Source organism: Variovorax saccharolyticus (assembly GCF_030316765.1).
GTDB lineage: Bacteria > Pseudomonadota > Gammaproteobacteria > Burkholderiales > Burkholderiaceae_C > Variovorax > Variovorax saccharolyticus.
The window spans coordinates 175470-197662 of the sequence record NZ_JASZYT010000008.1 but is presented as its reverse complement, the minus strand read 5'-3'; the positions used below and the strand labels follow the sequence as shown (position 1 = coordinate 197662).

Genomic DNA, 22193 nt, shown 5'->3' with positions numbered 1-22193 from the left:
GAAGTGCGAGCGTGGGGGCCTCAAGGCCTTCCGCCCACCACCACGGTCACCATCTTCTCGGGCTGCAGCTTGCGCGCGAAGGCGGCCTTGACATCGGCCACTGTGATCGCGTTCACGCGCGCGGTCCAGGTCTCGAGGTAGTCCAGCGGCAGGTCGTTCCAGGCGATGTTCGCGACGTTGCCCAGCAGCTTGCGGTTGCTGTCCAGCAGCAGCGGAAAGCCGCCGACCAGGTTGTCCTTGGCGGCTTTCAGTTCGGCCGCTGTCGGGCCGTCGGCGACGAACTTCGCCAGCACGTCGTTCGACACCTTCACTGCTTCGGCAGCCTGGTCGGGACGGGTCTGGAAGCCGATGCGGAAGGCACCCGCATGCAGCCCCGGAGAAAAGCCGCTGTAGACGCTGTAGGCCAGGCCGCGCTTCTCGCGCACTTCCTCGGTCAGGCGCGAGACGAAGCCGCCGCCGCCGAGCACGTAGTTGCCGAGAGTGAGCGCGAAATGGTCGGGGTCGGCGCGGCGGTAGCCGGGCTGGCCGATCAGCACGTGGGCCTGCGCCGAGTCGAAGGGGAGGTGCTCGTTCTTCGCCGCCGCCAGCGGCTGCACCTCGGGCACCGGCGGCAGCTCGGCGCAGGCACCGCCGGCCGGCAGCCTCGACAACAGCGTGGTGGCGATGCCTTCCGCCTGGGCCCGCGTGACCGCGCCGACGATGCTGACCTTGGCACGACAGGGCAGGATCATGCGCTCGTAGTGCGCGCGCATCGCCGCCACGTCGATCTGCGCCAGGGTCGCCTCGGTGGTTTCGAGGCCGTAGGGGTGGGCGCCGTAGACGGCCTGCGAGAAGCTGCGCTCGACGCGGGTCGCTGGCTTGGTGTTGGCTTCCCGGATCGAGGCATTGATGCGTTCGCGTTCGCGCTTCCACACCTCATCCGGAAAGGCCGGCTCTCCGATCTCTCGCGCCGCCAGCCGCACCGCCTTGTCGAGCAGCGCTGGGTCGGAGAGCGTGCGCAGGGTGAAGCTGGTGCGGTCCGAGCCGGCACTGGCATCGAAGTTCGCGCCGAGGTCGGCCCAGGCCTCGCCGAGCGCATTCTGGTCGAGCGCGGGTTCGCCTCCCTGGGCGCGGATGCCCTTCTCGACCATGCCAGCGGCCACCGAGGCCAGGCCGGCCTGGGCCGGCGGATCGCGCCGCCCGCCGGCATCGAAGTCGATCTGGACATCGACGATCGGCAGGGCCTGGGTGGCGGCCAGGTAGACCTTGGCGCCGTTCGGCAGGCTCCAGTGCTGGATCGGAATGGCGGCCTGGGCGGCCACGCCGAGCGAAAGCGCGGCGCCGGCCAAGGCAGCGCGCAGGGTGAGTAGTCGTGAATCGAACATCGGGTCAAAGCCTTGTTTCAACGCAGATCGCCCGCGGGCGCCGCGAAGCCGCGCGGGCGGCGGTTGGTTTCCGGCGGCAGCGGCCGCAGCGTCGCCGCCGTCATCTGGTCGTCGCCGAAGTACTTGGCGGCCACCGCCTGCACCTGCTCGGCCGTCACCGCCTGCAGCTTGGCGATGATCCGCGGGCTGGCGTCCAGCGGCAGGCCCTGCACCCAGTTGCTGCCGAGTTCGCGCGCCTGCGCCATCACCGAGTCGAGCTTGTAGGTCTCGCTGGCCACCCACTGCGTCTTGACGCGGGCCAGCTCGGCCGCGCCGACGCCATCGCGCGCCACCTTGGCGACCTCGGCCCGCAGCGCGGCCTCCACCGCTTCGGGCGTCTTGCCCGCCGCCGGCACGCCGTCGAGCACGAAGATCTGCGGCCCGCGGCCGACGAAGCCCGAATAGGCGCCGGCCGAATCGGCCACGCGGTCGGGCCCCTGCGTCAGCGCGCGATCGAGCCTCGCGCCCGGATAGCCGTCGAGCAGGGCCGACAGCACCACCAGCGCGTAGGAGTCGGCATCGGCGCTGTTGTCGAACTTGTCACCGGTCGCGATCTGGGGCGCGCGGAAGGCCAGCGAGACATAGGCCTGCTCGGCCGGCGCCTTGAATTCGACGCGGCGCACCCCGCGCTGCGCCGGCTCGGTGCGCGGCTTGCGTGCGGGCACCGCGCGCGCCGGGATCGAGCCGTAGTACTTCTCGGCCAGGGCCCGCACCTTCTCGACATCGACGTCGCCGGCCACCACGATCGCAGCGTTCGAGGGCACGTACCAGGCCTGGAAGAAGGCGCGGGCATCGGCCGGCGTCATCGACTCCAGGTCGCTCATCCAGCCCACCACCGGGCGGTGGTACGGCGACGCGGTGAAGATCGCGGCGTTCTGCTGCTCGCCGAGCAGCGAACGCGGCTGGTCGTCGGTGCGCATGCGGCGCTCTTCCTTGACGACCTCGATCTCGCGCTTGAACTCGTCGTCGGGCCACTGGTTGTTGGCGAAGCGGTCGGACTCCAGCTTCATGACCTGCTCCAGCTGCCCGACCGGGATCTGCTGGTAATAACCGGTGTAGTCGCGGGTCGTGAAGGCGTTTTCGCGCCCTCCGAGCGCGGCCACGCGGCGCGAGAATTCGCCCGGCTTGAGGTTCTTGCTGCCCTTGAACATCATGTGCTCCAGCACGTGGGCGACGCCAGAGGTGCCATCGACCTCGTCCATCGAACCGACCCGGACCCAGAGCATCTGGACCGCCGTCGGAGCCCGCCGGTCGGGCTTGACGATCAGGGTCATGCCGTTGGCGAGCGTGAATTGCTGGGCCGGAACCGCTGCGGTGGCGGCGGCCGGGGGAGCGGAGGCGGACGGGGCGTTCTGGGCCAGGGCGGGCAGGCTCGACAGCGCGATCAGCACCGAAGCCAGCACCGCACCCGACGCAGCGCGGCGTGGCAAGGGGTGTTTCATAGAATGGCTCGGATTGTAAAAAGCGCCCAATGTTCAGTTTCTTCAAGAAAAAACCTGCGGCCGAGAGCCCGGCGCCTGCCCCCGAGCCCGCGGCTGCGCCAGCCCAAGCACCGGCTGCCGCGCCGAAATCGGTCTTTTCGCCCTCGCGCTGGTTCGGCGACAAGTCCGCGCCAGCCGAGCCGGCGTCGGTGCCGGAGCCGGCACCCGTGGCTGCGCCGGAGCTGGCGCCAGCCTTGGCACCCGCACCGGTCGCACCGGTCGCACCGGTCACACCGGTCACACCGGTCGCAGCGCCGCCCGTGTCCGCGCCCGTCCTGGCGCCGGCCCCGGCCCCTGCACCCGTACCGGCACCCGCGCCCCCGACGCCCGTGCCGCCGCCCCCCGTGGCGGCTCCGGCACCCGAGCGCAGCGGCTGGCTCGGCAAGCTCAAGAGCGGCCTGCGCAAGACCGGCAACTCGATCACCGCCGCCTTCGTCAACGCCCAGATCGACGACGCCCTCTACGAGGAACTCGAAGAGGCGCTGCTGATGGCCGACACCGGCGTCAAGGCCACCGAGCATCTGCTCGAAGACCTGCGCCGGCGCGTCAAGAGCCAGATGGCGACCGATTCGTCGCAGGTCAAGCTGCTGCTGGCCGACGCCATCACCGACCTGCTCCGGCCGCTGGAAAAATCGCTGGTGATCGGCGAGCACACGCCGACCGTGATCATGGTCGCCGGCGTCAACGGCGCCGGCAAGACGACCTCGATCGGCAAGCTCACCAAGCACCTGGCCAACGAAGGAGCGTCGGTGCTGCTGGCCGCAGCCGACACCTTCCGCGCCGCGGCGCGCGAGCAATTGCTGGTCTGGGCCGACCGCAACACGGTCGAGATCGTGAGCCAGGAGGGCGGCGATCCGGCCGCCGTGAGCTTCGACGCGGTCAACGCCGGCAAGGCGCGCGGCAAGGACGTGGTGCTGGTCGACACCGCCGGCCGCCTGCCGACCCAGATCCACCTGATGGACGAGCTCAAGAAGATCAAGCGGGTGGTCAACCGCGCCGATCCGACGGCACCGCACGAGGTGCTGCTGGTGATCGACGGCAACACCGGCCAGAACGCGCTGGCGCAGGTCAGGTCCTTCGACGAGGCGCTGGGCCTGACCGGACTGGTCGTGACCAAGCTCGACGGCACGGCCAAGGGCGGCGTGCTGTGCGCGATCGCTCGCGAGCGGCCGATTCCGGTCTACTTCATCGGCGTCGGCGAAAAGCTCGAAGACCTGGAGACCTTCAACGCCAGGGAGTTCGCGCAGGCACTGCTCGGGTAGGTTCTTGTACTGCCGATTTCCGCCGCCATCTTCGTCGTGGGCCGTTCGAGCGCCTGGACATGCGCTGATAGGGCTCCCGGACTACAAGTCCGGCTATCGACCCCATAGAAAATAAGGGGGAACCCTTAGCTTAGCACTCCCTCTAACCGAGTGCTAATATGGCTATGAAAGAAGGAGTTTCCCCAATGACAACACTGTCTGGAGCCTCTGCCAACCAGCTTGCCGTCGCCAATCCGTGGTCGATGGTGCCCCCGCTGGGTAACTTGGACGCCTACATCTCGGCAGCCAACCGCCTGCCGCTGCTCACGCTCGAGGAAGAGCAGGGTTTCGCGCGCAAACTGCGCGACAACAACGACCTCGAAGCCGCCGGTGCGCTCATCTTGTCGCATCTGCGCCTTGTTGTATCCATTTCGCGTCAATATCTGGGTTATGGCCTGCCCCACGGCGACCTGATCCAGGAAGGCAACGTCGGCCTCATGAAGGCCGTGAAGCGCTTCGACCCCGATCAGGGCGTGCGGCTGGTGAGCTACGCCATGCACTGGATCAAGGCCGAGATCCACGAGTACATCCTGAAGAACTGGCGCATGGTCAAGGTCGCGACGACCAAGGCCCAGCGCAAGCTGTTCTTCAACCTGCGCTCCATGAAGCAGGGTTTCAAGGCCGACTCGGCCGCGGCCGACGGAGGCACGCATCGCGACACGCTGAGCCCCGACGAGGTCTCGCAGATGGCCACCCGGCTCAACGTGAAGCCCGAGGAAGTGCTCGAGATGGAAACCCGGCTCTCGGGCGGCGACGTGCTGCTCGATCCGAGCCCGTCCGACGACGGCGACGAAGGCTTCGGCCCGATCGCCTACCTGGCCGACGCGTCGCAGGAGCCGACCGCGCAGATCGAATCGCGGCAGCGCGACCGGCTGTCGACCGACGGCATCTCGACCGCGCTCGAAGCGCTGGACGACCGCAGCCGCCGCATCGTCGAGGAGCGCTGGCTCAAGGTCAACGACGACGGCTCGGGCGGCATGACGCTGCACGACCTGGCCGCGGTCTACGGTGTCAGCGCCGAGCGCATCCGCCAGATCGAGGTGGCCGCAATGAAGAAGATGAAGAAGGCCTTGGCCGAGTACGCCTGAGCCCCCTTGCTTCGATGACCAGCCCGGCCCTCGCGCCGGGCTTTTTCTTTTCAGCCGGCTTCCGGCATCCGCTTCGCCAGTGTTCTGGAGGCCCGCCGTGCGATGTAGCGGGTTTCGGCCGCATCGCTCTCGGCCAGCCAGCGCGTGCAGGTGGCTTCGACCCAGTCGGGCTGCGTCCGGCTGGCGTCGTTGAGCCAGTTGGCGACCGAGTTCTGGACATAGCGGCTGCTGTCGGCCTTGAGCGGCTCGAGCAGCGGCAGCGCCAGCCAGGGCTCGGCCTTGAGGCGGTCGATCTGGGCGCACCAGACGCCGCGAGGACGCGTCAGTTCGCTCGCGAAGCGGCGGATGTTCGGATCCGGATCGGCGGCCCACGGCCGCAGCAGTTCGAGCGCCTGCTCGAGCGAGCGGATGGTGGCGTCGCGCACGCCCATCCAGGCCATTTCGCGCACGCCGAAGTGCGGGTCGGCGGCAAAGCGGCGGGCGGCGTCGAGCTGCCCGGGCAGCGCCAGTCCCGACATCGGGATCCATTGCGTCGCCCAGCAGCGCGCCACGTCGCTCGGATGGGTGGCGAGCCGGTGCGCCACCGCGTCGCGCTCGGGATGCACAGCCGTCAGGTCATAGAGCGCCCGCGCGACGTGGCCATGGCGCTGCATCGGCTTGAAGGCCGACAGCATCGCGAAGGTATCGGCCAACCGTTCGCTGGCCGGGTCGAGTCCGATCTGCGCCGCCACGCTGCGCCCCAGGCGGGGCAGTTCGAGCGCCATGAACTCGTTGAGGTTGACGGTCTCGAGCAGGCCGTCGTTGAGCGCGTCCAGCACTTCCGGCGGGATCAGCGCGATGCGAAAGGCGCCCTTGCGCTGCCTCAGGTGATCGACCGAAGCCACGGCGCTCAGGACTTGAGCAGCGCCTTGAGATCCGCCACCATCGGCGCCACCCCGGCGCCGTAGCGCGCGTACAGCCGCAGCCGGCCCTGCGGGTCGTAGACGAAGCTGGCCGCCGAGTGGTCCATCGAATAGCTGGTCGGCGTCTTGCCCTCGACCTTCTTGAAGTAGACCTTGAAGTCCTTGGCCAACGCCGCGAGCTGGTCCGCCGTCGGGATCAAGGCGACGAAGGAGGGGTCGAAGGCGCCCATGTAGGCCTTCATGACCTCCGGCGTGTCCCGGGCCGGATCGACCGTGACGAACACCACCTGCAGCTTGTCGCCGTCAGCGCCCAGCTGCTGCTTGACCTGCGCCATCTCGGTCATGGTGGTCGGGCAGACGTCGGGGCACTGGGCGAAGCCGAAGAACAGCACCACCGCCTTGCCCTTGAAGTCGGCCAGCGTGCGCAGCTTGCCATCGGCATCGGTCAGCGAAAAATCGCGGGCGTAGTCGGCACCCGTGATGTCGACCGCATGAAAGCTGGGCTTGGCTTCGGTGCAGCCCGCGAGCGGGAGGCCGACCATTGCCGCCACGCCGGCCAGGGCCAGGGTTCCGAGCAGTTGCCGCTTGTTCATGATTTCCTTCATTGGAGGTAGTGGTCGACCAGCAGCGCCGCGAACAGCACGCTCAGGTGGATCAGCGAGAAACGGAAGGTCTTGCGCGCCAGCGCGTCGGAGTAGTTGCGCCACAGCGCGAAGGCGTAGCCCGTGAAGCCGATGCTGACGCCGATCGCGACCGCCAGGTAGAGCCAGCCGCTCATGCCGTAGATGAAGGGCATCAGGCAGGCAGCGAAGAGGATGAAGGTGTAGAGCAGCACCTGCAGCCGCGTGAACTCGTTGCCGTGCGTCACCGGCAGCATCGGCAGGCCGGCCTTGCGGTAGTCCTCGACCCGGTACAGGGCCAGGGCCCAGAAGTGCGGCGGGGTCCACAGGAAGATGATCAGGAACAGGATCAGCGCCTCGGGACCGACATCGCCGGTCATCGCCGACCAGCCCAGCACCGGCGGCATCGCGCCCGAAGCGCCGCCGATCACGATGTTCTGCGGCGTCAGCGGCTTCAGGATCACGGTGTAGATCACCGCGTAGCCGACGAAGGTAGCGAAGGTGAGCCACATGGTCAGCGGATTCACCGTGAACCACAGCAGCGCCGAGCCGGCCACGCACAGCACCGCCGAGAAGATCAGCGCCTGCCTGTCGCTGAGCTGGCCGCGCGCGGTCGGCCGCCACGCGGTGCGCTTCATCTTGGCGTCGATGCCCTTCTCGACCAGGCAGTTGAAGGCGGCGGCGGCGCCGGCCACCAGCCAGATGCCGAGGCAGGCGAGCGCGCCCCGCTGCAGGTCGGCCAGCGTCGGCACGCCAGGCACCGCGAGCACCATGCCGATCAGGGCGCAGAAGACGATTAGCTGCACCACCCGCGGCTTGGTCAGGGCATAGAACTGGCGCAGCACGCTGGCGGTGGTGGGAGCGGGAACTGAAACGGGGGCGCTCATCCGGCCACCTCCATGTTGGGTACGCGTTGGCCGGCGGCGCTGCGCGCGCCTTCGCGACGGCTTTCGCAGAGGGTCCAGGTCAGCACCACGGCCAGGGCCGCGGCGCCGCCGGTGTGAAGCAGTGCCGCCGCCAGCGGCCAGCCGAGCAGCACGTTGCCGAGGCCGCTGGCGAGTTGCAGCAGCGCCAGGCCGGCCAGCCAGCGCGCCTGCGGGCGCAGCGGCGCGAGGCGGTGCAACCGCCAGGCCAGCAGGCCGATGGCGGCGAAGACCAGATAGGCCATCAGGCGGTGCGCATAGTGGATGGCGGTGAGGGCGGCGAAATCGATCGGGGCGCCGGCGGCGGTCTCGCCCAGATGGCGCCAGATCTCGAAACCCTGGGCGAAGTCCATCGGCGGCCACCAGCTGTCCTGGCAGGTCGGGAACTGGGTGCAGGCCAGCACCGCGTAGTTGGTGCTGACCCAGCCGCCCAGCGCGATCTGCAGCGCCAGCAGCGCCGTGGTGGCGACCAGCAGGGTGCGCAGCGCGGCCGGCAGGACGGTCGGCAGGCGCTGCATCGCCGCCTGCTGGTAGCGCACGGCCTGGATGCACAGCAGCGCCAGCAGGACGATGGCGCCCATCAGGTGCAGCGTGACGATGGCCGGGAACAGCTTCCAGGTCACGGTCATCGCGCCGAAGGCGCCTTGCAGGCAGACCCAGGCCAGCGTCGCCGCGGGCCACCAGGCGCTCAGCGCCCGCTCGCCGCGATGGTCGGCCCGGCGCTGGCGGCGGCGCGCGACCCAGGTCGCGACCGCCAGCACCAGGATCAGGAAGCCGACGCCGGTGGCGAGGTAGCGGTGGACCATCTCGACCCAGGCCTTGCTGTGCGTCACCGGTCCGGTGGGTTGCGCGGCCTGCGCCATCGCGATGTCGTGGCGGGCGCCGACCGGGCTGGCGTTGCCGTAGCAGCCGGGCCAGTCGGGGCAGCCCAGGCCCGAATCGCTCAGCCGGGTGAAGGCACCGAACAGGGTCAGGTCGAAGGTCAGGAACAGGGTGAGCACGGTCAGCGCATGCAGCCGGCGCGCGGTGGCGGCGCCGGCATTGCGGCGCCAGACCCAGACCAGCGGGCCGAGGGCCAGCAGCACGCCGACCGCCAGCAGCCAGGCGATCGGCGTGAGGTCGTAGAGCGAGCCCGTGTCCATGGCGAGATCAGCGGCCGGCCTCGTCCCAGGACGAGGAAGCGCGCAGCAGTCGCTCGAGGTCGCGCTTGCCGCGGCTGGCGCCGGCGGCGTCCATGAGGGCCGGGAAACGCATCATGAGATTGCCCAGCGGATCGACCACGAAGAGGTGCTCCGCCGGCGCATGGCCAGTGGCAGCGGGCAGCCACCGGGCGATCTCGGCGGCCGGGACGCGCAGCACGGTCGCCCCCCGCAGGCCATTGGCCAGGCGGTCGGGCAGCGGCTGGTCGTCGCTGACCAGCCAGACGCGGTCGAGCCGGTCCTTTTCGCGCCCCAGGCTCTCGCGCAGCTGGCGCTGCAGGTAGAGCTGCTGCTCGCACAGGGTGTCGCAAGCCGCGTCGGCCACGGACACCAGCAGCCACTGGCCCTTGAGCGACGGCAGGCGCAGCGTCTTGCCGTCCGGCAGCGAGGCCTCGACGTTGGGCAGCGGGCGCTGGGGATCGATCAGTTGGCCGTAGACGCTGCGGCCCTCGGGGCGCACCACGTAGTAGGTGAAGTACGAGGCGATCACGGGCGCGGCGCAGCACAGCAACACGAAGACCATCTTCCAGCGGCCCTGGACCGTGCGCCGGCCCTCGGCGCCCGCCATCGCCTGGCGCGGGGACGGCATCGAGTGCACGGTCAGGCCGAGCGGCTCGTCAGCCGCGACGGGCAAGGCGTGCGCGGCGGAAGGGGGCGATGAGTTGGAACCAGACATAGAGGAGTACCACGAGAGCCGACAGGCCGAACCACTGGAATGCATAGCCGTAGTGCTTTTCGACACCCAGCGCGGGAGCCGGCCACTCGCGCTGCAGGCCCTCGGAAGCCGGCCCGGTCTGCTGCAGGGAGACGTCGATCCGCAAGGGCAGACCGGTTTCGGCGCGGAAGGCTTCGAGACCGAGATTCTGCCGGATGCGCGAAGACCCCACGGCATCTGGCGTGGCGGCGGCGGTCGGTGCTGCGCCGGTCGGTGCGGCGGCGGTCGCAGCGGGAGTGGCCGACGCGGCGGCGGCCGACGCAGCCGGAGCCGCGGGTTCGGCCTTGCCCAGTTCGAGCAGATGGGCCGGCGGCGGGGCGATCCGCGCCGTGACCTCCACGAGCCCGCTCGGGGTCTCGATGGCCTCGAGCTTGGTGCGATCCGTGAAGTTGCGCTGGATCCAGCCGCGCTGGATCAGCACGGTCTGCTCGGTGCCTTCGAGGGCGAAGGGCGTCAGCACGTAGAAGCCGGGCACGCCATGCATCTGCCGGTTGTCCAGGTAGACCGTGTGCGGCGCCAGCCACAGACCGTGCAGCCGGACCGGCCGGTGCATGGCGGTGGCGGCATCCCCGAGCGCCAGGAAGGCCTCCTGGTCGAGTGGCGGCAGGCTCTTGCGGGCGTCGATTTCGGCCTGCAGCGCTTCTTTCTGCGCCGCGCGCGACAACTGCCAGCGACCCAGTGAGACCGTGGCCGCGAGCGTGAGCAGGGCGACCGCCGTGACGAGCCAGAAGCGGCCGGCGCGGCGGTGGGGACGGGTCGCCTCGGAGGGGTCGGCGCTCAAGGCAGGAGGTGGCTCTGGCGGCCGATAATGGGGGTCATGAAATACCTTGTCGCCCTCGCCTTCCTGGGCATCCTGGCGAGTCTCGCTGTGGCGCTGTTCTTCATGCTGAAGGATGGGCGCGACGGCCGCGCCAAGAGCGGCGGCATGGTTCGCGCGCTCACGGTTCGGATCGGGCTTTCGGTGATTTTGTTCCTCTGCGTCCTCGTGGCGTGGAAGCTCGGCTACATCCAGCCGGGAGGGCTCCCGGTCGGCAAGTAGATGGTGCTCGTTCCACGAGAACCATGAAAAAAGCGCCTTGCGGCGCTTTTTTGTTGTGCCGTCGCCGATCTTCAAAGCCAATAGACCAGGAAGTACAGGCCGAGCCACACGACGTCGACGAAGTGCCAGTACCAGGCCGCGCCCTCGAAGCCGAAATGACGCTCGGGCGTGAAATGGCCCCGGCGCAGACGCAGCGTGATGAAGAACAGCATCAGCATGCCGATGAACACGTGCAGGCCGTGGAAGCCGGTCAGCATGAAGAAGGTCGAGCCGTAGGCGCCCGAGCTCAGCTTGAGGTTCAGCTCGGTGTACAGGTGGTGGTATTCGTAGCCCTGGACGCACAGGAAGATGAAGCCGAGCAGCACGGTCAGCCACATGAAGCGCACGCTCTGCTGGCGATGGCCGGCGCGCAGCGCGTGGTGGGCGATCGTCAGCGTGACGCCCGAGCTCAGCAGCAGCGCGGTGTTGATGGTCGGCAGCCAGAACGGGCCGACGGTCTGGAAGGGCTCGACGATGCCGGCCGGCGAACCGGTCGCGCCGATGGCCGCGGTCGGCCAGACGGCCTTGAAGTCGGGCCACAGCAGCGCGTTGTCGAGGCTGCCGAGCGAGGGCAGCGCATGGGTGCGGGCCCACCACAGCGCGGTGAAGAAGGCGCCGAAGAACATCACTTCGGAGAAGATGAACCAGCTCATGCTCCAGCGGAACGAGAGGTCGACCTTGTGGCCGTAGAGCCCGCCTTCGCTTTCGCGGATCGAGGCGCTGAACCAGACGTAGAGCGTCCCGAGCCAGACGATCATGCCGGCCAGCAGCGACCAGGCGCCCCACTGGTGGCCATTGATCCACTGGGCCGCACCCAGGATCACGAAGAGCAGGCCGATCGCGGCCATGACCGGGTAGGCCGATGGCCCGGGCACGAAGTAGTAAGGCGTGCTGCCGTGGGTGGTTGAGCTCATATCAGGTCCTGGCTTTCTTCTCTGGCTTGATTTTCTGTGGGATTCACTTCTTCAGGCGGCGGCCACCCAGCGCACCAGCAGGATCAGCGCGGCGACGAACAGCGCCACCGCCACGAAGGCGACCGCGATGATGTGCAGCGGATTCAGTTTCGCGAGGTCGTCCCGGTAGCCGCTGTTCCTGCGGACACCGAAGAACGACCAGCAGACGGCCCTCACCGTCTGCCGCAGCGAGCCCTTGCGAGCGAGTGGCGACGTGCTCACGAGCGCGGCTCCGTCGCCGGCACGGCGAGCGCATCGTTGGTCGCCACCGGCGCCGCCGGCGTCTTGCCGCCAACCTCGAAGAAGGTGTACGACAGCGTGATCGTCTTCACGTCCTTGGATATCTTGGGGTCGATGACGAAGGCGACCGGCCACTGCTTCTTCTCGCCGGCGTCGAGCGTGTACTGGTTGAAGCAGAAGCACTCGAGCTTGTTGAAGTAGGGCGCCGCCTGCTGCGGCGCGTAGCTCGGGATCGCCTGCGCCGCCATGCGGCGGTTCTGGACGTTCTGGAACTCGTACATCACGGTGTTGAGCTGCCCCGGATGGACTTCCATCGAACGCTGCGCGGGCTTGAAGTCCCAGAGCCCGCGCACGTTGGCGTCGAACTCGACCGTGATGGTGCGGCTGGTATCGACCTGCGTGTTGTCGGGCACGCGGACCTTGTCGCCGCCGCTGGCGCCGCCCGGCACCTGCAGTTCCGACAGGGCCAGGATGTTGATGCCGGTCATCTCGCAGATGGCGCGGTACATCGGCACCAGCGCATAGCCGAAGGCGAACATGCCCGCCGCCACGACGGCCAGCTTGCCGACCATGCGGACGTTCTCGCGGCGGATGCGTTGACCGATGCCCATGTGATGCAGTCGTCGGGCCTAGCGGCCGAACCAGACCATGCGGACGATGAAGCCGATGAAGAACAGCACCGCGATCGAGGCCAGCGTGAGCCCCATGCGGCGGTTGTTTCTCTTTTGCTCGGGAGTCATCGCTTGGCCGCGCTTCAGCCGATCACCTTGGTCGCGGTGGGGTCCAGCCGCGGCGGGGTCTCGAAGGTGTGGAAAGGCGCCGGCGAGGGGACTTCCCACTCGAGGCCTTCAGCGGCTTCCCAGGGCTTCTGGGGGGCCTTCTCGCCCTTGCCGAGCATGGTGGGCAGCACGATGAAGAGGAAGAAATACACCTGTGCCAGGCCGAAGGCGAAGGCGCCGACCGAGGCGATCGCGTTGAAGTCGGCGAACTGCATCGGGTAGTCGGCATAGCGGCGCGGCATGCCGGCCAGGCCCAGGAAGTGCATCGGGAAGAAGGTGATGTTGAACGAGATGAGCGACCACCAGAAGTGGACCTTGCCGCGGGTCTCGTTGTACATCACGCCGGTCCACTTCGGCACCCAGTAGTAGAAGCCGGCGAACATGGCATAGAGCGAGCCGGCCACCAGCACGTAGTGGAAGTGGGCCACCACGTAGTAGGTGTCCTGCAGCTGCGTGTCGATCGGCGCGACCGCCAGGATCAGGCCGGTGAAGCCGCCCATCGTGAACACGAAGATGAAGCCGACCGCGAACAGCATCGGCGTCTCGAAGGTCATCGAGCCCTGCCACATGGTGGCGATCCAGTTGAAGATCTTCACGGCCGTGGGCACCGCGATCAGCATGGTCGCGTACATGAAGAACAGCTGGCCGGTGAGCGGCATGCCGGTCGTGAACATGTGGTGCGCCCAGACGATGAACGACAGGATCGCGATCGACGAGGTGGCGTACACCATCGAGGCGTAGCCGAAGAGCTTCTTGCGCGAGAAGGCCGGCACGATCTGGCTGACGATGCCGAAGGCCGGCAAGATCATGATGTAGACCTCGGGGTGGCCGAAGAACCAGAAGATGTGCTGGTACATCACCGGGTCGCCGCCGCCGGCGGGGTTGAAGAAGCTGGTGCCGAAGTGGCGGTCGGTCAGCGTCATCGTGATGGCGCCGGCGAGCACCGGCATCACGGCGATCAGCAGGTAGGCGGTGATCAGCCAGGTCCAGCAGAACATCGGCATCTTCATCAAGGTCATGCCGGGGGCGCGCATGTTGAGGATGGTGACGATGATGTTGATCGAGCCCATGATCGACGAGGCGCCCATGATGTGCATCGCGAAGATGCCGGCGTCCATCGAGGGGCCCATCTGCAAGGTGAGCGGCGCGTAGAGCGTCCAGCCCGCGGCGGGCGCGCCGCCGGGCATGAAGAACGAGCCCACCAGCATCAGCGCGGCCGGGATCAGCAGCCAGAAGCTGAAGTTGTTCATGCGCGCGAAGGCCATGTCGGATGCGCCGATCTGCAGCGGGATCATCCAGTTCGCGAAGCCGACGAAGGCCGGCATGATGGCGCCGAACACCATGATCAGGCCGTGCATGGTGGTGAACTGGTTGAACAGTTCGGGGTTGACCACCTGCAGGCCGGGCTGGAACAGCTCGGCGCGGATCAGCAGCGCAAGCACGCCGCCGACCATCAGCATCGTGAACGAGAACAGCAGGTACAGCGTGCCGATGTCCTTGTGGTTGGTCGCGAACACCCAGCGGCGCCAGCCGGCCGGCGCGCCATGGTGATCGTCGTGGGCATGGTCGTCATGACCGGGTGCATGGCCGTGGGGGTCGAGGACTGCGCTCATCTTGGTATTCCTTGCAAACTCGTTCGTCGTGGGCGCGGCTTACTGCTTGGCGCGCTCGGCCTGCACTTCGGCCGGCTGCACGAGCTGACCCGTCTTGTTCGACCAGGCGTTCTTGGTGAAGCTCACGACCGCGGCGATGTCGGTGTCGCTGAGTTGCTTCCAGGACGGCATGGCGCCGTTGTTCTGCCCGTGGAGCACCACGTGGAGTTCTTTCTGGCGGTCGGCGTCGAGCACGGTCGGCGAACCGTCGAGCGCCTTGATCGGACCGGCGCCGCGGCCGTTGGCCTGGTGGCAGGCCGCGCAGTTGGCAGCGTAGACCTTCTCGCCGCGGGCCAGCAGGTCGGGCAGGGTCCAGACCTTGGTCGGGTCATCCTGCTTAGCGGCGGCTTCCTTGCGCTTGGCATCGACCCAGGCGGTGTAGTCGGCGGCAGCCAGCACCTTCACATGGATCGGCATGTAGGCGTGCTCCTTGCCGCAGAGCTCCTGGCACTGGCCGTAGTAGTCGCCGACCTTCTCGGCCCGGAACCAGGTGTCGCGCACGAAGCCGGGGATCGCGTCCTGCTTGACGCCGAGCTGCGGCACCGCGAAGGCGTGGATCACGTCGTTGGCGGTGGTGATGATGCGGACCTTGGCGTTGACCGGCACCACCAGCGGGTTGTCGACCTTCAGCAGGTAGTCGTCGGGCATCTCGCCGCGGGCGCCGGCATTGGACATGGCGCGCTGCGAGCTGTCGAGCGTCGAGATGAACGACAGCCCCTCGCCTTCGCCCTTGAGGTAGTCGTAGCCCCACTTCCACTGGTAGCCGGTGGTCTTGATCGTTAGGTCGGAATTGGTGGTGTCCTTCTGGGCCACCAGCACCCGGGTCGCCGGCAGCGCCATCAGGATCACGATGAGGAAGGGCACGATGGTCCAGATCACCTCGACCACCACCGATTCATGGAAGTTCGCCGGCTTCGCGCCGACCGACTTGCGGTGCTTCCAGATCGAATAGAACATGACCGCGAACACCGCCACGAAGATGACCGTGCAGAGCACCATCATCACCGTGTGAAGAAAATGCTGCTCCTGGGAGATCTTGGTGACACCGAACGGCAGATTCAATTGACGCACCGACGGGCCGCCGGGCAGGTCGTTGACTGCGTGCGCCGCGCCGCTGAACGCCGCGCCGGCCGCCAGCAGCAGATTCGCCGGCCAGATCTTGTTCCGCCAATTGCTCTTCATCGTGTTCACTTCTTCGTTTCCTGTTAACCCCACCGGTCCCCACGGTGCGACATCGCGCTCGCCCCCTCAGGCGCCGCGCAATGCCATGCGAATCTCGCGCGCCAGCGCCGCACGCAACTCCGGGCGCACATAGCGCCCCACCCTGACCGAACGACCCTGACCCGAGACCTCGATCAGCGAGCGATCGCTGTCCTGGGGCTCGACCCGCACCTGGTGCGGCAAGAATTCCGTGCGCTCGTAATGCCCACCGTTCTCGAGCTCGACCACCAACCTGCCGCCCTGCAAGGCGATCTTCTCGCCATCGGTCGCGTGCCGCGCGTAGAGCACGAACGCGAAGCCGACCGCGGCGAGTTCGAGCCACGCAAACGGCAGCACGAGCCGCGCGCCGTTGAGCCAGAAGACCGTCCCGATGCCGAGCGACACCACGCACAGCGACGCGTACAGCCAGCCGAGCTGGCTCGGCGTGACCGAGCAGTTGCGCTTCAGGAACCAGTGGATGTTCTGGCCGGAAACAGTGGCAAAACGAAACACGGAATTCGACACGGGCGAGTTCAGCAAATCGGTGCGTCGACACGCTGTCAAACTTCGGTCGGACAGGCCTCGATCACGGGACAATACCCGGGAGTTCACGCAGCGCCGGATTGTAGCGGGTCGGCCAGGGCGGACTCAGTTGCCTACACGACCTCGCTGCAGCATGGAACGCATTTCCCGCAAGGAAACCGCACTTTCCGATGCCAGCGCCACGCGCGGGGCGGGCTTGAAGGCATGCCCGTAGATGATCTCGAAGGTCAGGGCGATGCGCCCGCCGCCCTCCTCGGCCGGTGCGAGTTCGGGCAAGGCGGCGGCCAGTGCCTGCCGCCAGGCCTTGCCGCGCAGGGCCGGGAAGCGGCCCGGATGGAGGTTGCGCCCGAGCAGCCGCAGTTCGGCCAGGGCGGCGTCGGCGCTGGCCCAGGTCAGCACGATGCGCTCCATGTCCATCACCGGTTCGGCGAAGCCGGCACCGACCAGCATGTCGCCCCAGTCGTGCATGTCGGTGAATTCGTGGCTGGCGGGCGGCCAGCCGAGGCGCCGGTGCAGGCCGCGCAGCTCCTGCAGCGTATCGGGCCCGAAGCAGGAGAACATCAGGAAACCGTCGGTCGCGACCAGCCGGTGCCAGCGCGCGATCAGCGCCTGCGGGTCGGCCGCCATGTGCAGCGCCATGTTGGCCCACAGCAGGTCGACGCCGTCCTCGGGCGGCGGATCGAAGCTGGGGCGGGCCCCCTGCCAGCGGCGGGCGGTCCACCAGGGCGCCGCCAGGGAACGGGCGGTGACCGCAGCCAACGCCGGCTCCGGCTCGATCACGAAGGGGGCGGCGTCGCGGTACCGGCGCGCCACCAGCGCGTGCGCCTCGAGCCCGCCGCGCACGGGCGACCAGTCGGCCCAATGGCGCGGCCGGGCCTTGATCCACTGCAGCCGGTCTTCCATGCGGCGGCCGATTTCCTCGTGCAGCCAGGGGGATTCGGAAGCCGGCGCGAGCCGGCTCCAGCGCGCGGCCGCCGTGGCATCGATGGTCGGCGGGCGCTGTGCGGGGTCGGTGGGCATGGGCCGCTGAGTATATTGAGGGATGCTCAAGCGCTGGGCCGTACGGCCTTTCCCGTCGCTGCTCGCCCGCCTGCCCAGCCAGTGCGCGGTCTGCCGCGCCTGGCCCTCGGAACCGGTGTGCGACGCCTGCGTCGCGCGCTTCGCGCCGCCGGTCCCGCGATGCACGACCTGTGCGCTGCCCCTGGCGCCCGGTTCGACGCAGTGCGGCGACTGCCTGCGGAACCCGCCGCCGCTGGATGCCTGCCTGGCGGCCTGCGCCTATGTCTGGCCGTGGCCGCAGTGCATCGCGGAGTTCAAGTTTCGCGGCGACCCCGGTCGCGCCGCGCCGCTGGCCACGCTGCTGCGCAGCGCTCCCTGGGTCGAGCCGGCGCTCGAGGCGGCGGACTTCGTGCTGCCGATGCCGCTGGCGCCGGCGCGCCTGCGCGAGCGCGGCTTCAACCAGGCGCACGAACTGGCGCGGCGACTGGACCCGGCCAGATGCGACCCCGGACTGCTGCTGCGCAGCCGCGAAACGGCGCCGCAAAGCGGACTGGATCGCGGGGAGCGTCTGCGCGGCCTGCGCGGCGCCTTCGCCCTGGACCCGCTGCGCGCCGAGCAGTTGCGGGGCCGGCGCCTGGTGCTGGTCGACGACGTCATGACCACCGGGGCCTCGCTCCATGCCGCCGGGCAGGTGCTGCGCGCAGGGGGCGCGGCGCACATCACGGCGATCGTGCTGGCCCGGACCGACCGGCCAGGATGAGGCGCACCCCCGACGGCGCCTGCTGCGCGCGACCGACAATCGCCACATGTTCCATATCGTTCTGGTCGAACCCGAGATTCCGCCGAATACCGGCAACGTGATCCGGCTGGCCGCCAACACCGGCTGCACCCTGCACCTGGTCGAGCCGCTTGGCTTTTCGATGGATGACCGCCTGCTGCGCCGCGCCGGACTCGACTACCACGAGTACGCGACCTTGCTGCGCCATTCCGATTGGCAGGCGCTGCTCGATAGCCAGAGGCCGCCGGCCGACCGGATGTTCGCGCTCACGACGCGCGGCACGCGACCGGTGCACGACGTCGCCTTCCGCCCCGGCGACTGGCTGGTGTTCGGATCGGAGACCCGCGGCTTGGCGCCCGAGCTGCGCGAGAGCTTCGCCCCGCCGCAGCGGCTGCGGCTGCCGATGCGCGGGGGCCAGCGCAGCCTCAACCTGTCGAACGCGGTCGCGGTGACCGTGTTCGAGGCCTGGCGGCAGAACGGCTTCGGCTGACAAGGCCGGCGAAGCCCGGCCTTCGTTGGTGAAACACCGCGGAACCGGCTCCGCCGGGCCGCTGGTGTTGCCCCCGGTAGGGGGTGGGCGGGCTACACGCAGTGAGCCCAACCTGGGGGCGAGCTACCTGTACCGCCGGACGACAGACTCGGCGACGCAGGCCGGCTTCGGCGAACCTTCCAGTTCGATGGTCGTTTCCCAGGTCATCTGCAGCCCGTCGTTGGCAATCGGCTCCGAGCTCAGCAGCTTCATGCGGCCGCGCACCCGGCCTCCGACCGGCACCGGCGACATGAAACGCACGCGATTCAGGCCGTAGTTCACGCCCATGCGCGACTCGACCACCTCGAAGGCCACTTCATAGAGCCGCGGCAGCAGCGACAGCGTCAGGAAGCCATGCGCGATCGGTCCGCCGAAAGGGCCGGACTTGGCGCGCTCGACATCGACGTGGATCCACTGGTGATCGCCGGTCGCCTCGGCGAACTGGTTGACCTGCTCTTGGGTGATGGTGATCCAGTCGCTGACCGCGACTTCCTGGCCGACGCACGCGGCGAGATCCTGAAGGGTCTGGAAGGTCTTTTTCATCGCCTCACTGTAGCTGTGCCCCGGCACCCCTCCTGTCCACGCCGGGACATCGCGGCTCGGGGTAAACACGGACTCAGGCGTCCAGCCAATCGGTGATCGGCTGCCACTGCTCCAGATCGCGCTGCACCCGCCCCGGCGCGATGTCGAACAGGGTGAGGCCGCGGGCGGCCAGCTGCACATAGTTCTGCGTGTCGCGCAGTTCCCCCAGCACCGGCACATCCAGCCCGGAGACGAACTCGCGCAGCCGGTCCGCGGCCAGCGTGCGGGCGTCGACGCGCATCCCGACCAGGGCGATCCTGGTCTTTCCGGCATGTCGGTTGGCGAGCAGCTTGTCGAGGAAATCGCGCGTCGCGTAGATGTCGAAGATGCTGGGCTGCAAGGGCACCAGCACCTTGTCGGCCAGCGCCAGCGCGTCCTTGAAGCGCGAGCCGTGCAGCCCGGCCGGCGTGTCGATGACCGCGTGCGTCGTGCCGCGCGGCGGGCGCACCACGCTGCCGTCCTCGGACGCCTCCCAGCTGAGGATCTTCCGCGCCTGCGGCGGCCTCAAGCCGAGCCAGAGCCGCGAGGACTGCTGGCGATCGATGTCGCCCAGCATCACGGGGTGCCCGCGGCTGGCGAGATAGCCCGCGATGTTCGTGGCGAGCGTGGATTTTCCGACTCCGCCCTTGGGATTGGCGACCAGGACCACCGGCATGTGAGGCTCCGACAGGCTGAACAAGGGCGTCATGGTAGCCGCCCGCGGAGTGCGCTAATGTTCGCGCCATGTCGACCACACCCAACAACAAAAGTTCGGCGCACATCTACGTGGTGGCCGCCCATCCGCACTGGCGCGAATCCCGCGTGAACCTCCGGCTGCTGAAAGCCGCTCAGGCCAGCCCCGGGGTCGACGTCAACGACCTCTACGACACCTACCCCGACTACGCGATCGACGTCAAGACCGAACAGGCCCGCCTGGCCCGCGCCGACCTGCTGGTGCTGCTGCATCCGATCCAGTGGTATTCGATGCCGGCGCTGCAGAAGCTCTGGCTCGACGAGGTGCTCGACTACGGCTGGGCCTACGGCACCGGCGGGCGGGCGCTGGAGGGCAAGGACTGCTGGCTGGTCGCCACCACCGGCGGGCCCGAAGGCAGCTACCACCCGCAGAGCTACAACCGCTACTTCTTCGACGCCTTCCTGCCGCCCTACGAGCAGACCGCGACGCTCTGCGGCATGCGCTTCCTGCCGCCGCTGCTGTTCCACGGCGCCCGCAGCGCCCCGGCGGCCGAGCTGGAGGCGCATGTCGAGGTCTTCAAGCAGCGGCTGCAGAGCTACCCGGACTGGCCGGAGCTCGAGGAACTGGACGCCTGCATCAGCTGCCCGGTGCCCGAGACCGACCGGCCGGCCGCCAGCCACGAGGAAGCCTGAGCATGGAACACGCACCAGGCTGGCTGGTCAACACGCTGATCTATCTGGGTGCCGCGGTGCTCGTGGTGCCGCTGTCCAAGGCGCTCGGGCTGGGCGCGATCATCGGCTACCTGGTGGCCGGCATCGCGATCGGGCCCTGGGGCCTGGGCCTGGTCACGAACGTCGAGGACATCCTGCACTTCGCCGAGTTCGGCGTCGTGCTGATGCTGTTCCTGGTCGGCCTCGAACTCGAGCCCAAGCGCCTGTGGAACCTGCGCCGGCCGATCTTCGGCTGGGGCTCGGCCCAGGTGCTGGGCTGCGCCGCGGTGCTGTTCCTGGTCGGCTGGGCCGCGGGCGCCGACTGGCGCGTGTCGCTGGTGGCGGCGCTCGGGCTGGCGCTGTCGTCGACAGCGATCGCGCTGCAGGTGTTCGCCGAGCGCAACCTGCTGCTGACGCCGAGCGGCCAGTCGGGCTTCTCGATCCTGCTGTTCCAGGACGTGGCGGCGATCCCGATCCTGGCGCTGCTGCCGCTGCTGGCGGTCGGCTCCGGCGCCGCGCCGGCCATGACCGGATGGGACCGCACGCTCGAAGGCCTGAAGATCGTCGCCGTGATCGCCGCCATCGTGGTCGGCGGCCGGCTCGCCCTGCGGCCGCTGCTCCGATGGATCGCGCGCAGCAACACGCCCGAGATCTTCACCGCCACCTCGCTGCTGCTGGTGGTCGCGATCGCTGCGCTGATGCAGTTCATCGGCCTGTCGATGGCGCTCGGCGCCTTCCTGGCCGGCGTGCTGCTGGCGGAAAGCGAATACCGGCGCGAACTCGAGACCGACATCGAGCCCTTCAAGGGCCTGCTGCTCGGCCTGTTCTTCATCGCGGTCGGCATGAGCATCGATTTCGGCGTGCTGCTCGAGCATCCCGCGCTGATGGCGCTGGTGGTGGTCGCCTTCCTGGCCGTCAAGTTCGTCGTCATCTACGCCCTGGCCAAGGCCATGCAGGTGCCCTACCAGCAGCGGCCGGTGTTCACGCTGCTGCTGGCGCAGGGCGGGGAGTTCGCCTTCGTGGTGTTCCAGGCCGCCGGGCCCAACGTGCTGCCGCCCGGCGTGGCGTCCTTCCTGATCGCCGCGGTGGCGCTGTCGATGCTGGTCTCGCCGCTGTTGCTGGTGGTGATCGACAAGTGGGTGCTGCCGCGCTACAGCGCGCACCAGCCGACCACGCTCGAGGAGATCTCCGAGCAGCAGGACGCCAAGGTGGTGATCTGCGGCTTCGGCCGCTACGGCCAGATCATCGGACGGATGCTGACCGCGCAGGGCGTGAGGATCACGGTGCTGGACCACGACCCCGACACCATCGAGGCGCTGCGCGAGTTCGGCATCCCGGTCTTCTACGGCGATGCGACGCGCCTCGACCTGCTGCGCACCGCGGGCGCCGGCACGGCCAAGGTGCTGGTGGTGGCGGTCGACGACATGGAGCAGTCGCTGCAGATCGTCGACCTGGCGCAAAAGCACTTCCCGCAGGCGAAGCTGGTGGTGCGGGCGCGCAATGTCAACCACCTCTACCAGCTGCTCGACCGCAAGGTGGAGTTCGTCGAGCGCGAGGTCTTCGAGTCGTCGCTGCGCAGCGCCCGCTCGGTGCTCGAGGCGATCGGCTGGCCGGCGCACGAGGCGCGCCAGGACGCGATGCGCTTCCGGCGCCGCAACATCGAGCTGATGCACGAGACCTACCCGCACTACAAGGGCGATCGCGCCAAGCTGATCGCGGTGGCGAAGAAGGGCCGCCAGCAGTTCCAGGAGCAGATGGCGCGCGAGCGCGAGGAGCGGCGCCAGCGGAGCAGCGCTGCCTGGGACGAACAGGCCGGAGAAGAACGGCTGCCCTGATTCCGGTGCC

25 protein-coding genes are annotated in these 22193 nt (G+C 68.6%); 7 read left to right on the top strand and 18 right to left on the bottom strand.

What is annotated here, in order from left to right; genetic code table 11:
* Positions 1 to 20: 20 nt before the first annotated feature.
* Both QTI45_RS23695 and QTI45_RS23690 read right to left on the bottom strand, forming a co-directional pair.
* Positions 21 to 1364, bottom strand: a complete 1344-nt coding sequence (locus QTI45_RS23695) for a M16 family metallopeptidase (protein ID WP_286656056.1) — start codon at positions 1362 to 1364, stop codon at positions 21 to 23.
* A gap of 17 nt (positions 1365 to 1381) precedes the next feature.
* Complete coding sequence (locus QTI45_RS23690) at positions 1382 to 2845, bottom strand: M16 family metallopeptidase (RefSeq protein WP_286656055.1); 1464 nt, start codon at positions 2843 to 2845, stop codon at positions 1382 to 1384.
* A 29-nt stretch (positions 2846 to 2874) separates the two neighbouring features.
* On the opposite strand from QTI45_RS23690, the gene ftsY reads away from it, so the two are divergent.
* Together ftsY and rpoH are read left to right on the top strand one after the other, a co-directional pair.
* Complete coding sequence (gene ftsY, locus QTI45_RS23685) at positions 2875 to 4146, top strand: signal recognition particle-docking protein FtsY (protein ID WP_286656054.1); 1272 nt, start codon at positions 2875 to 2877, stop codon at positions 4144 to 4146.
* Positions 4147 to 4331: 185 nt separating this feature from the next.
* Positions 4332 to 5273, top strand: coding sequence for an RNA polymerase sigma factor RpoH (gene rpoH / locus QTI45_RS23680; protein ID WP_286656053.1), 942 nt, complete (start codon positions 4332 to 4334; stop codon positions 5271 to 5273).
* Between the two features lie 50 nt (positions 5274 to 5323).
* On the opposite strand, the gene QTI45_RS23675 is transcribed toward rpoH, so the two are convergent.
* From QTI45_RS23675 to QTI45_RS23650, 6 genes are read right to left on the bottom strand one after another with little or no spacing between them, the layout of a single operon-like run.
* A complete protein-coding gene (locus tag QTI45_RS23675) occupies positions 5324 to 6157 on the bottom strand; it encodes a DNA alkylation repair protein (protein ID WP_286656052.1) in 834 nt (277 codons plus the stop codon).
* Positions 6158 to 6162: 5 nt separating this feature from the next.
* On the bottom strand, positions 6163 to 6768 hold the full coding sequence (locus QTI45_RS23670; RefSeq protein ID WP_286656051.1) for an SCO family protein: 606 nt from the start codon (positions 6766 to 6768) through the stop codon (positions 6163 to 6165).
* An 8-nt stretch (positions 6769 to 6776) separates the two neighbouring features.
* Positions 6777 to 7682 carry a heme o synthase gene (cyoE, locus tag QTI45_RS23665; protein WP_286369985.1) on the bottom strand — a complete coding sequence of 302 codons (906 nt, stop codon included), beginning with the start codon at positions 7680 to 7682 and terminating at the stop codon, positions 6777 to 6779.
* On the bottom strand, positions 7679 to 8860 hold the full coding sequence (locus QTI45_RS23660) for a COX15/CtaA family protein (RefSeq protein WP_286656050.1): 1182 nt from the start codon (positions 8858 to 8860) through the stop codon (positions 7679 to 7681). Before QTI45_RS23660 ends, cyoE begins: the two co-directional genes overlap by 4 nt.
* Positions 8861 to 8867: 7 nt before the next feature.
* Complete coding sequence (locus QTI45_RS23655; protein WP_286656049.1) at positions 8868 to 9593, bottom strand: SCO family protein; 726 nt, start codon at positions 9591 to 9593, stop codon at positions 8868 to 8870.
* Positions 9535 to 10413: an SURF1 family protein gene (locus QTI45_RS23650; RefSeq protein ID WP_286656048.1), complete on the bottom strand. Its 879-nt coding sequence runs from the start codon at positions 10411 to 10413 to the stop codon at positions 9535 to 9537. Before QTI45_RS23650 ends, QTI45_RS23655 begins: the two co-directional genes overlap by 59 nt.
* Positions 10414 to 10449: 36 nt before the next feature.
* On the opposite strand from QTI45_RS23650, the gene QTI45_RS23645 reads away from it, so the two are divergent.
* Positions 10450 to 10671: a twin transmembrane helix small protein gene (locus QTI45_RS23645; RefSeq protein WP_286369989.1), complete on the top strand. Its 222-nt coding sequence runs from the start codon at positions 10450 to 10452 to the stop codon at positions 10669 to 10671.
* A 71-nt stretch (positions 10672 to 10742) separates the two neighbouring features.
* On the opposite strand, the gene QTI45_RS23640 is transcribed toward QTI45_RS23645, so the two are convergent.
* From QTI45_RS23640 to QTI45_RS23605, 8 genes are all read right to left on the bottom strand, one after another.
* Positions 10743 to 11624 (bottom strand): cytochrome c oxidase subunit 3, encoded by an 882-nt coding sequence (locus QTI45_RS23640; protein ID WP_286369990.1) that lies wholly within the window; start codon positions 11622 to 11624, stop codon positions 10743 to 10745.
* Positions 11625 to 11675: 51 nt separating this feature from the next.
* A complete protein-coding gene (locus QTI45_RS23635; RefSeq protein WP_286369991.1) occupies positions 11676 to 11885 on the bottom strand; it encodes a DUF2970 domain-containing protein in 210 nt (69 codons plus the stop codon).
* A complete protein-coding gene (locus QTI45_RS23630; protein ID WP_286656047.1) occupies positions 11882 to 12514 on the bottom strand; it encodes a cytochrome c oxidase assembly protein in 633 nt (210 codons plus the stop codon). The genes QTI45_RS23635 and QTI45_RS23630 overlap by 4 nt, the downstream gene beginning before the upstream one ends.
* Positions 12515 to 12532: 18 nt before the next feature.
* On the bottom strand, positions 12533 to 12643 hold the full coding sequence (locus QTI45_RS23625; RefSeq protein WP_214682983.1) for a cytochrome oxidase small assembly protein: 111 nt from the start codon (positions 12641 to 12643) through the stop codon (positions 12533 to 12535).
* A gap of 14 nt (positions 12644 to 12657) precedes the next feature.
* Complete coding sequence (ctaD, locus tag QTI45_RS23620) at positions 12658 to 14295, bottom strand: cytochrome c oxidase subunit I (protein WP_286369993.1); 1638 nt, start codon at positions 14293 to 14295, stop codon at positions 12658 to 12660.
* 39 nt (positions 14296 to 14334) lie between these two features.
* A complete protein-coding gene (gene coxB, locus QTI45_RS23615) occupies positions 14335 to 15516 on the bottom strand; it encodes a cytochrome c oxidase subunit II (protein WP_286656046.1) in 1182 nt (393 codons plus the stop codon).
* Positions 15517 to 15582: 66 nt separating this feature from the next.
* A complete protein-coding gene (locus QTI45_RS23610) occupies positions 15583 to 16059 on the bottom strand; it encodes a DUF2244 domain-containing protein (protein WP_286370186.1) in 477 nt (158 codons plus the stop codon).
* Positions 16060 to 16182: 123 nt separating this feature from the next.
* The gene (locus QTI45_RS23605; protein WP_286656045.1) at positions 16183 to 17097 is read right to left on the bottom strand and encodes a methyltransferase domain-containing protein; all 915 of its coding nucleotides are present in this window, start codon (positions 17095 to 17097) and stop codon (positions 16183 to 16185) included.
* A gap of 22 nt (positions 17098 to 17119) precedes the next feature.
* Here QTI45_RS23605 and QTI45_RS23600 point away from each other — a divergent pair, with 22 nt between their 5' ends.
* The gene (locus QTI45_RS23600; RefSeq protein ID WP_286656044.1) at positions 17120 to 17836 is read left to right on the top strand and encodes a ComF family protein; all 717 of its coding nucleotides are present in this window, start codon (positions 17120 to 17122) and stop codon (positions 17834 to 17836) included.
* Between the two features lie 46 nt (positions 17837 to 17882).
* Positions 17883 to 18344 carry a tRNA (cytidine(34)-2'-O)-methyltransferase gene (locus QTI45_RS23595; RefSeq protein WP_286656043.1) on the top strand — a complete coding sequence of 154 codons (462 nt, stop codon included), beginning with the start codon at positions 17883 to 17885 and terminating at the stop codon, positions 18342 to 18344.
* A gap of 123 nt (positions 18345 to 18467) precedes the next feature.
* Here QTI45_RS23595 and QTI45_RS23590 read toward each other — a convergent pair whose 3' ends face one another.
* Together QTI45_RS23590 and QTI45_RS23585 are read right to left on the bottom strand one after the other, a co-directional pair.
* A complete protein-coding gene (locus tag QTI45_RS23590; protein ID WP_286369998.1) occupies positions 18468 to 18926 on the bottom strand; it encodes a MaoC family dehydratase in 459 nt (152 codons plus the stop codon).
* Between the two features lie 73 nt (positions 18927 to 18999).
* On the bottom strand, positions 19000 to 19620 hold the full coding sequence (locus tag QTI45_RS23585) for a ParA family protein (RefSeq protein WP_286370187.1): 621 nt from the start codon (positions 19618 to 19620) through the stop codon (positions 19000 to 19002).
* Positions 19621 to 19688: 68 nt separating this feature from the next.
* Here QTI45_RS23585 and kefF point away from each other — a divergent pair, with 68 nt between their 5' ends.
* Complete coding sequence (gene kefF / locus QTI45_RS23580; protein ID WP_286656042.1) at positions 19689 to 20330, top strand: glutathione-regulated potassium-efflux system oxidoreductase KefF; 642 nt, start codon at positions 19689 to 19691, stop codon at positions 20328 to 20330.
* A gap of 2 nt (positions 20331 to 20332) precedes the next feature.
* Positions 20333 to 22183 (top strand): glutathione-regulated potassium-efflux system protein KefC, encoded by a 1851-nt coding sequence (gene kefC, locus QTI45_RS23575; protein ID WP_286370000.1) that lies wholly within the window; start codon positions 20333 to 20335, stop codon positions 22181 to 22183.
* Positions 22184 to 22193 lie beyond the last annotated feature (10 nt).

Bases quoted from the DNA above. Each gene is read 5' to 3' on its own strand.
- QTI45_RS23695 (WP_286656056.1), bottom strand. From the start codon at position 1,364: ATGTTCGATTCACGACTACTCACCCTGCGCGCTGCCTTGGCCGGCGCC.
- QTI45_RS23690 (WP_286656055.1), bottom strand. From the start codon at position 2,845: ATGAAACACCCCTTGCCACGCCGCGCTGCGTCGGGTGCGGTGCTGGCT.
- ftsY (WP_286656054.1), top strand. From the start codon at position 2,875: ATGTTCAGTTTCTTCAAGAAAAAACCTGCGGCCGAGAGCCCGGCGCCT.
- rpoH (WP_286656053.1), top strand. From the start codon at position 4,332: ATGACAACACTGTCTGGAGCCTCTGCCAACCAGCTTGCCGTCGCCAAT.
- QTI45_RS23670 (WP_286656051.1), bottom strand. From the start codon at position 6,768: ATGAACAAGCGGCAACTGCTCGGAACCCTGGCCCTGGCCGGCGTGGCG.
- cyoE (WP_286369985.1), bottom strand. From the start codon at position 7,682: ATGAGCGCCCCCGTTTCAGTTCCCGCTCCCACCACCGCCAGCGTGCTG.
- QTI45_RS23660 (WP_286656050.1), bottom strand. From the start codon at position 8,860: ATGGACACGGGCTCGCTCTACGACCTCACGCCGATCGCCTGGCTGCTG.
- QTI45_RS23655 (WP_286656049.1), bottom strand. From the start codon at position 9,593: ATGTCTGGTTCCAACTCATCGCCCCCTTCCGCCGCGCACGCCTTGCCC.
- QTI45_RS23645 (WP_286369989.1), top strand. From the start codon at position 10,450: ATGAAATACCTTGTCGCCCTCGCCTTCCTGGGCATCCTGGCGAGTCTC.
- QTI45_RS23640 (WP_286369990.1), bottom strand. From the start codon at position 11,624: ATGAGCTCAACCACCCACGGCAGCACGCCTTACTACTTCGTGCCCGGG.
- QTI45_RS23630 (WP_286656047.1), bottom strand. From the start codon at position 12,514: ATGGGCATCGGTCAACGCATCCGCCGCGAGAACGTCCGCATGGTCGGC.
- QTI45_RS23625 (WP_214682983.1), bottom strand. From the start codon at position 12,643: ATGACTCCCGAGCAAAAGAGAAACAACCGCCGCATGGGGCTCACGCTG.
- ctaD (WP_286369993.1), bottom strand. From the start codon at position 14,295: ATGAGCGCAGTCCTCGACCCCCACGGCCATGCACCCGGTCATGACGAC.
- coxB (WP_286656046.1), bottom strand. From the start codon at position 15,516: ATGAAGAGCAATTGGCGGAACAAGATCTGGCCGGCGAATCTGCTGCTG.
- QTI45_RS23605 (WP_286656045.1), bottom strand. From the start codon at position 17,097: ATGCCCACCGACCCCGCACAGCGCCCGCCGACCATCGATGCCACGGCG.
- QTI45_RS23600 (WP_286656044.1), top strand. From the start codon at position 17,120: ATGCTCAAGCGCTGGGCCGTACGGCCTTTCCCGTCGCTGCTCGCCCGC.
- QTI45_RS23595 (WP_286656043.1), top strand. From the start codon at position 17,883: ATGTTCCATATCGTTCTGGTCGAACCCGAGATTCCGCCGAATACCGGC.
- QTI45_RS23590 (WP_286369998.1), bottom strand. From the start codon at position 18,926: ATGAAAAAGACCTTCCAGACCCTTCAGGATCTCGCCGCGTGCGTCGGC.
- QTI45_RS23585 (WP_286370187.1), bottom strand. From the start codon at position 19,620: ATGCCGGTGGTCCTGGTCGCCAATCCCAAGGGCGGAGTCGGAAAATCC.
- kefF (WP_286656042.1), top strand. From the start codon at position 19,689: ATGTCGACCACACCCAACAACAAAAGTTCGGCGCACATCTACGTGGTG.
- kefC (WP_286370000.1), top strand. From the start codon at position 20,333: ATGGAACACGCACCAGGCTGGCTGGTCAACACGCTGATCTATCTGGGT.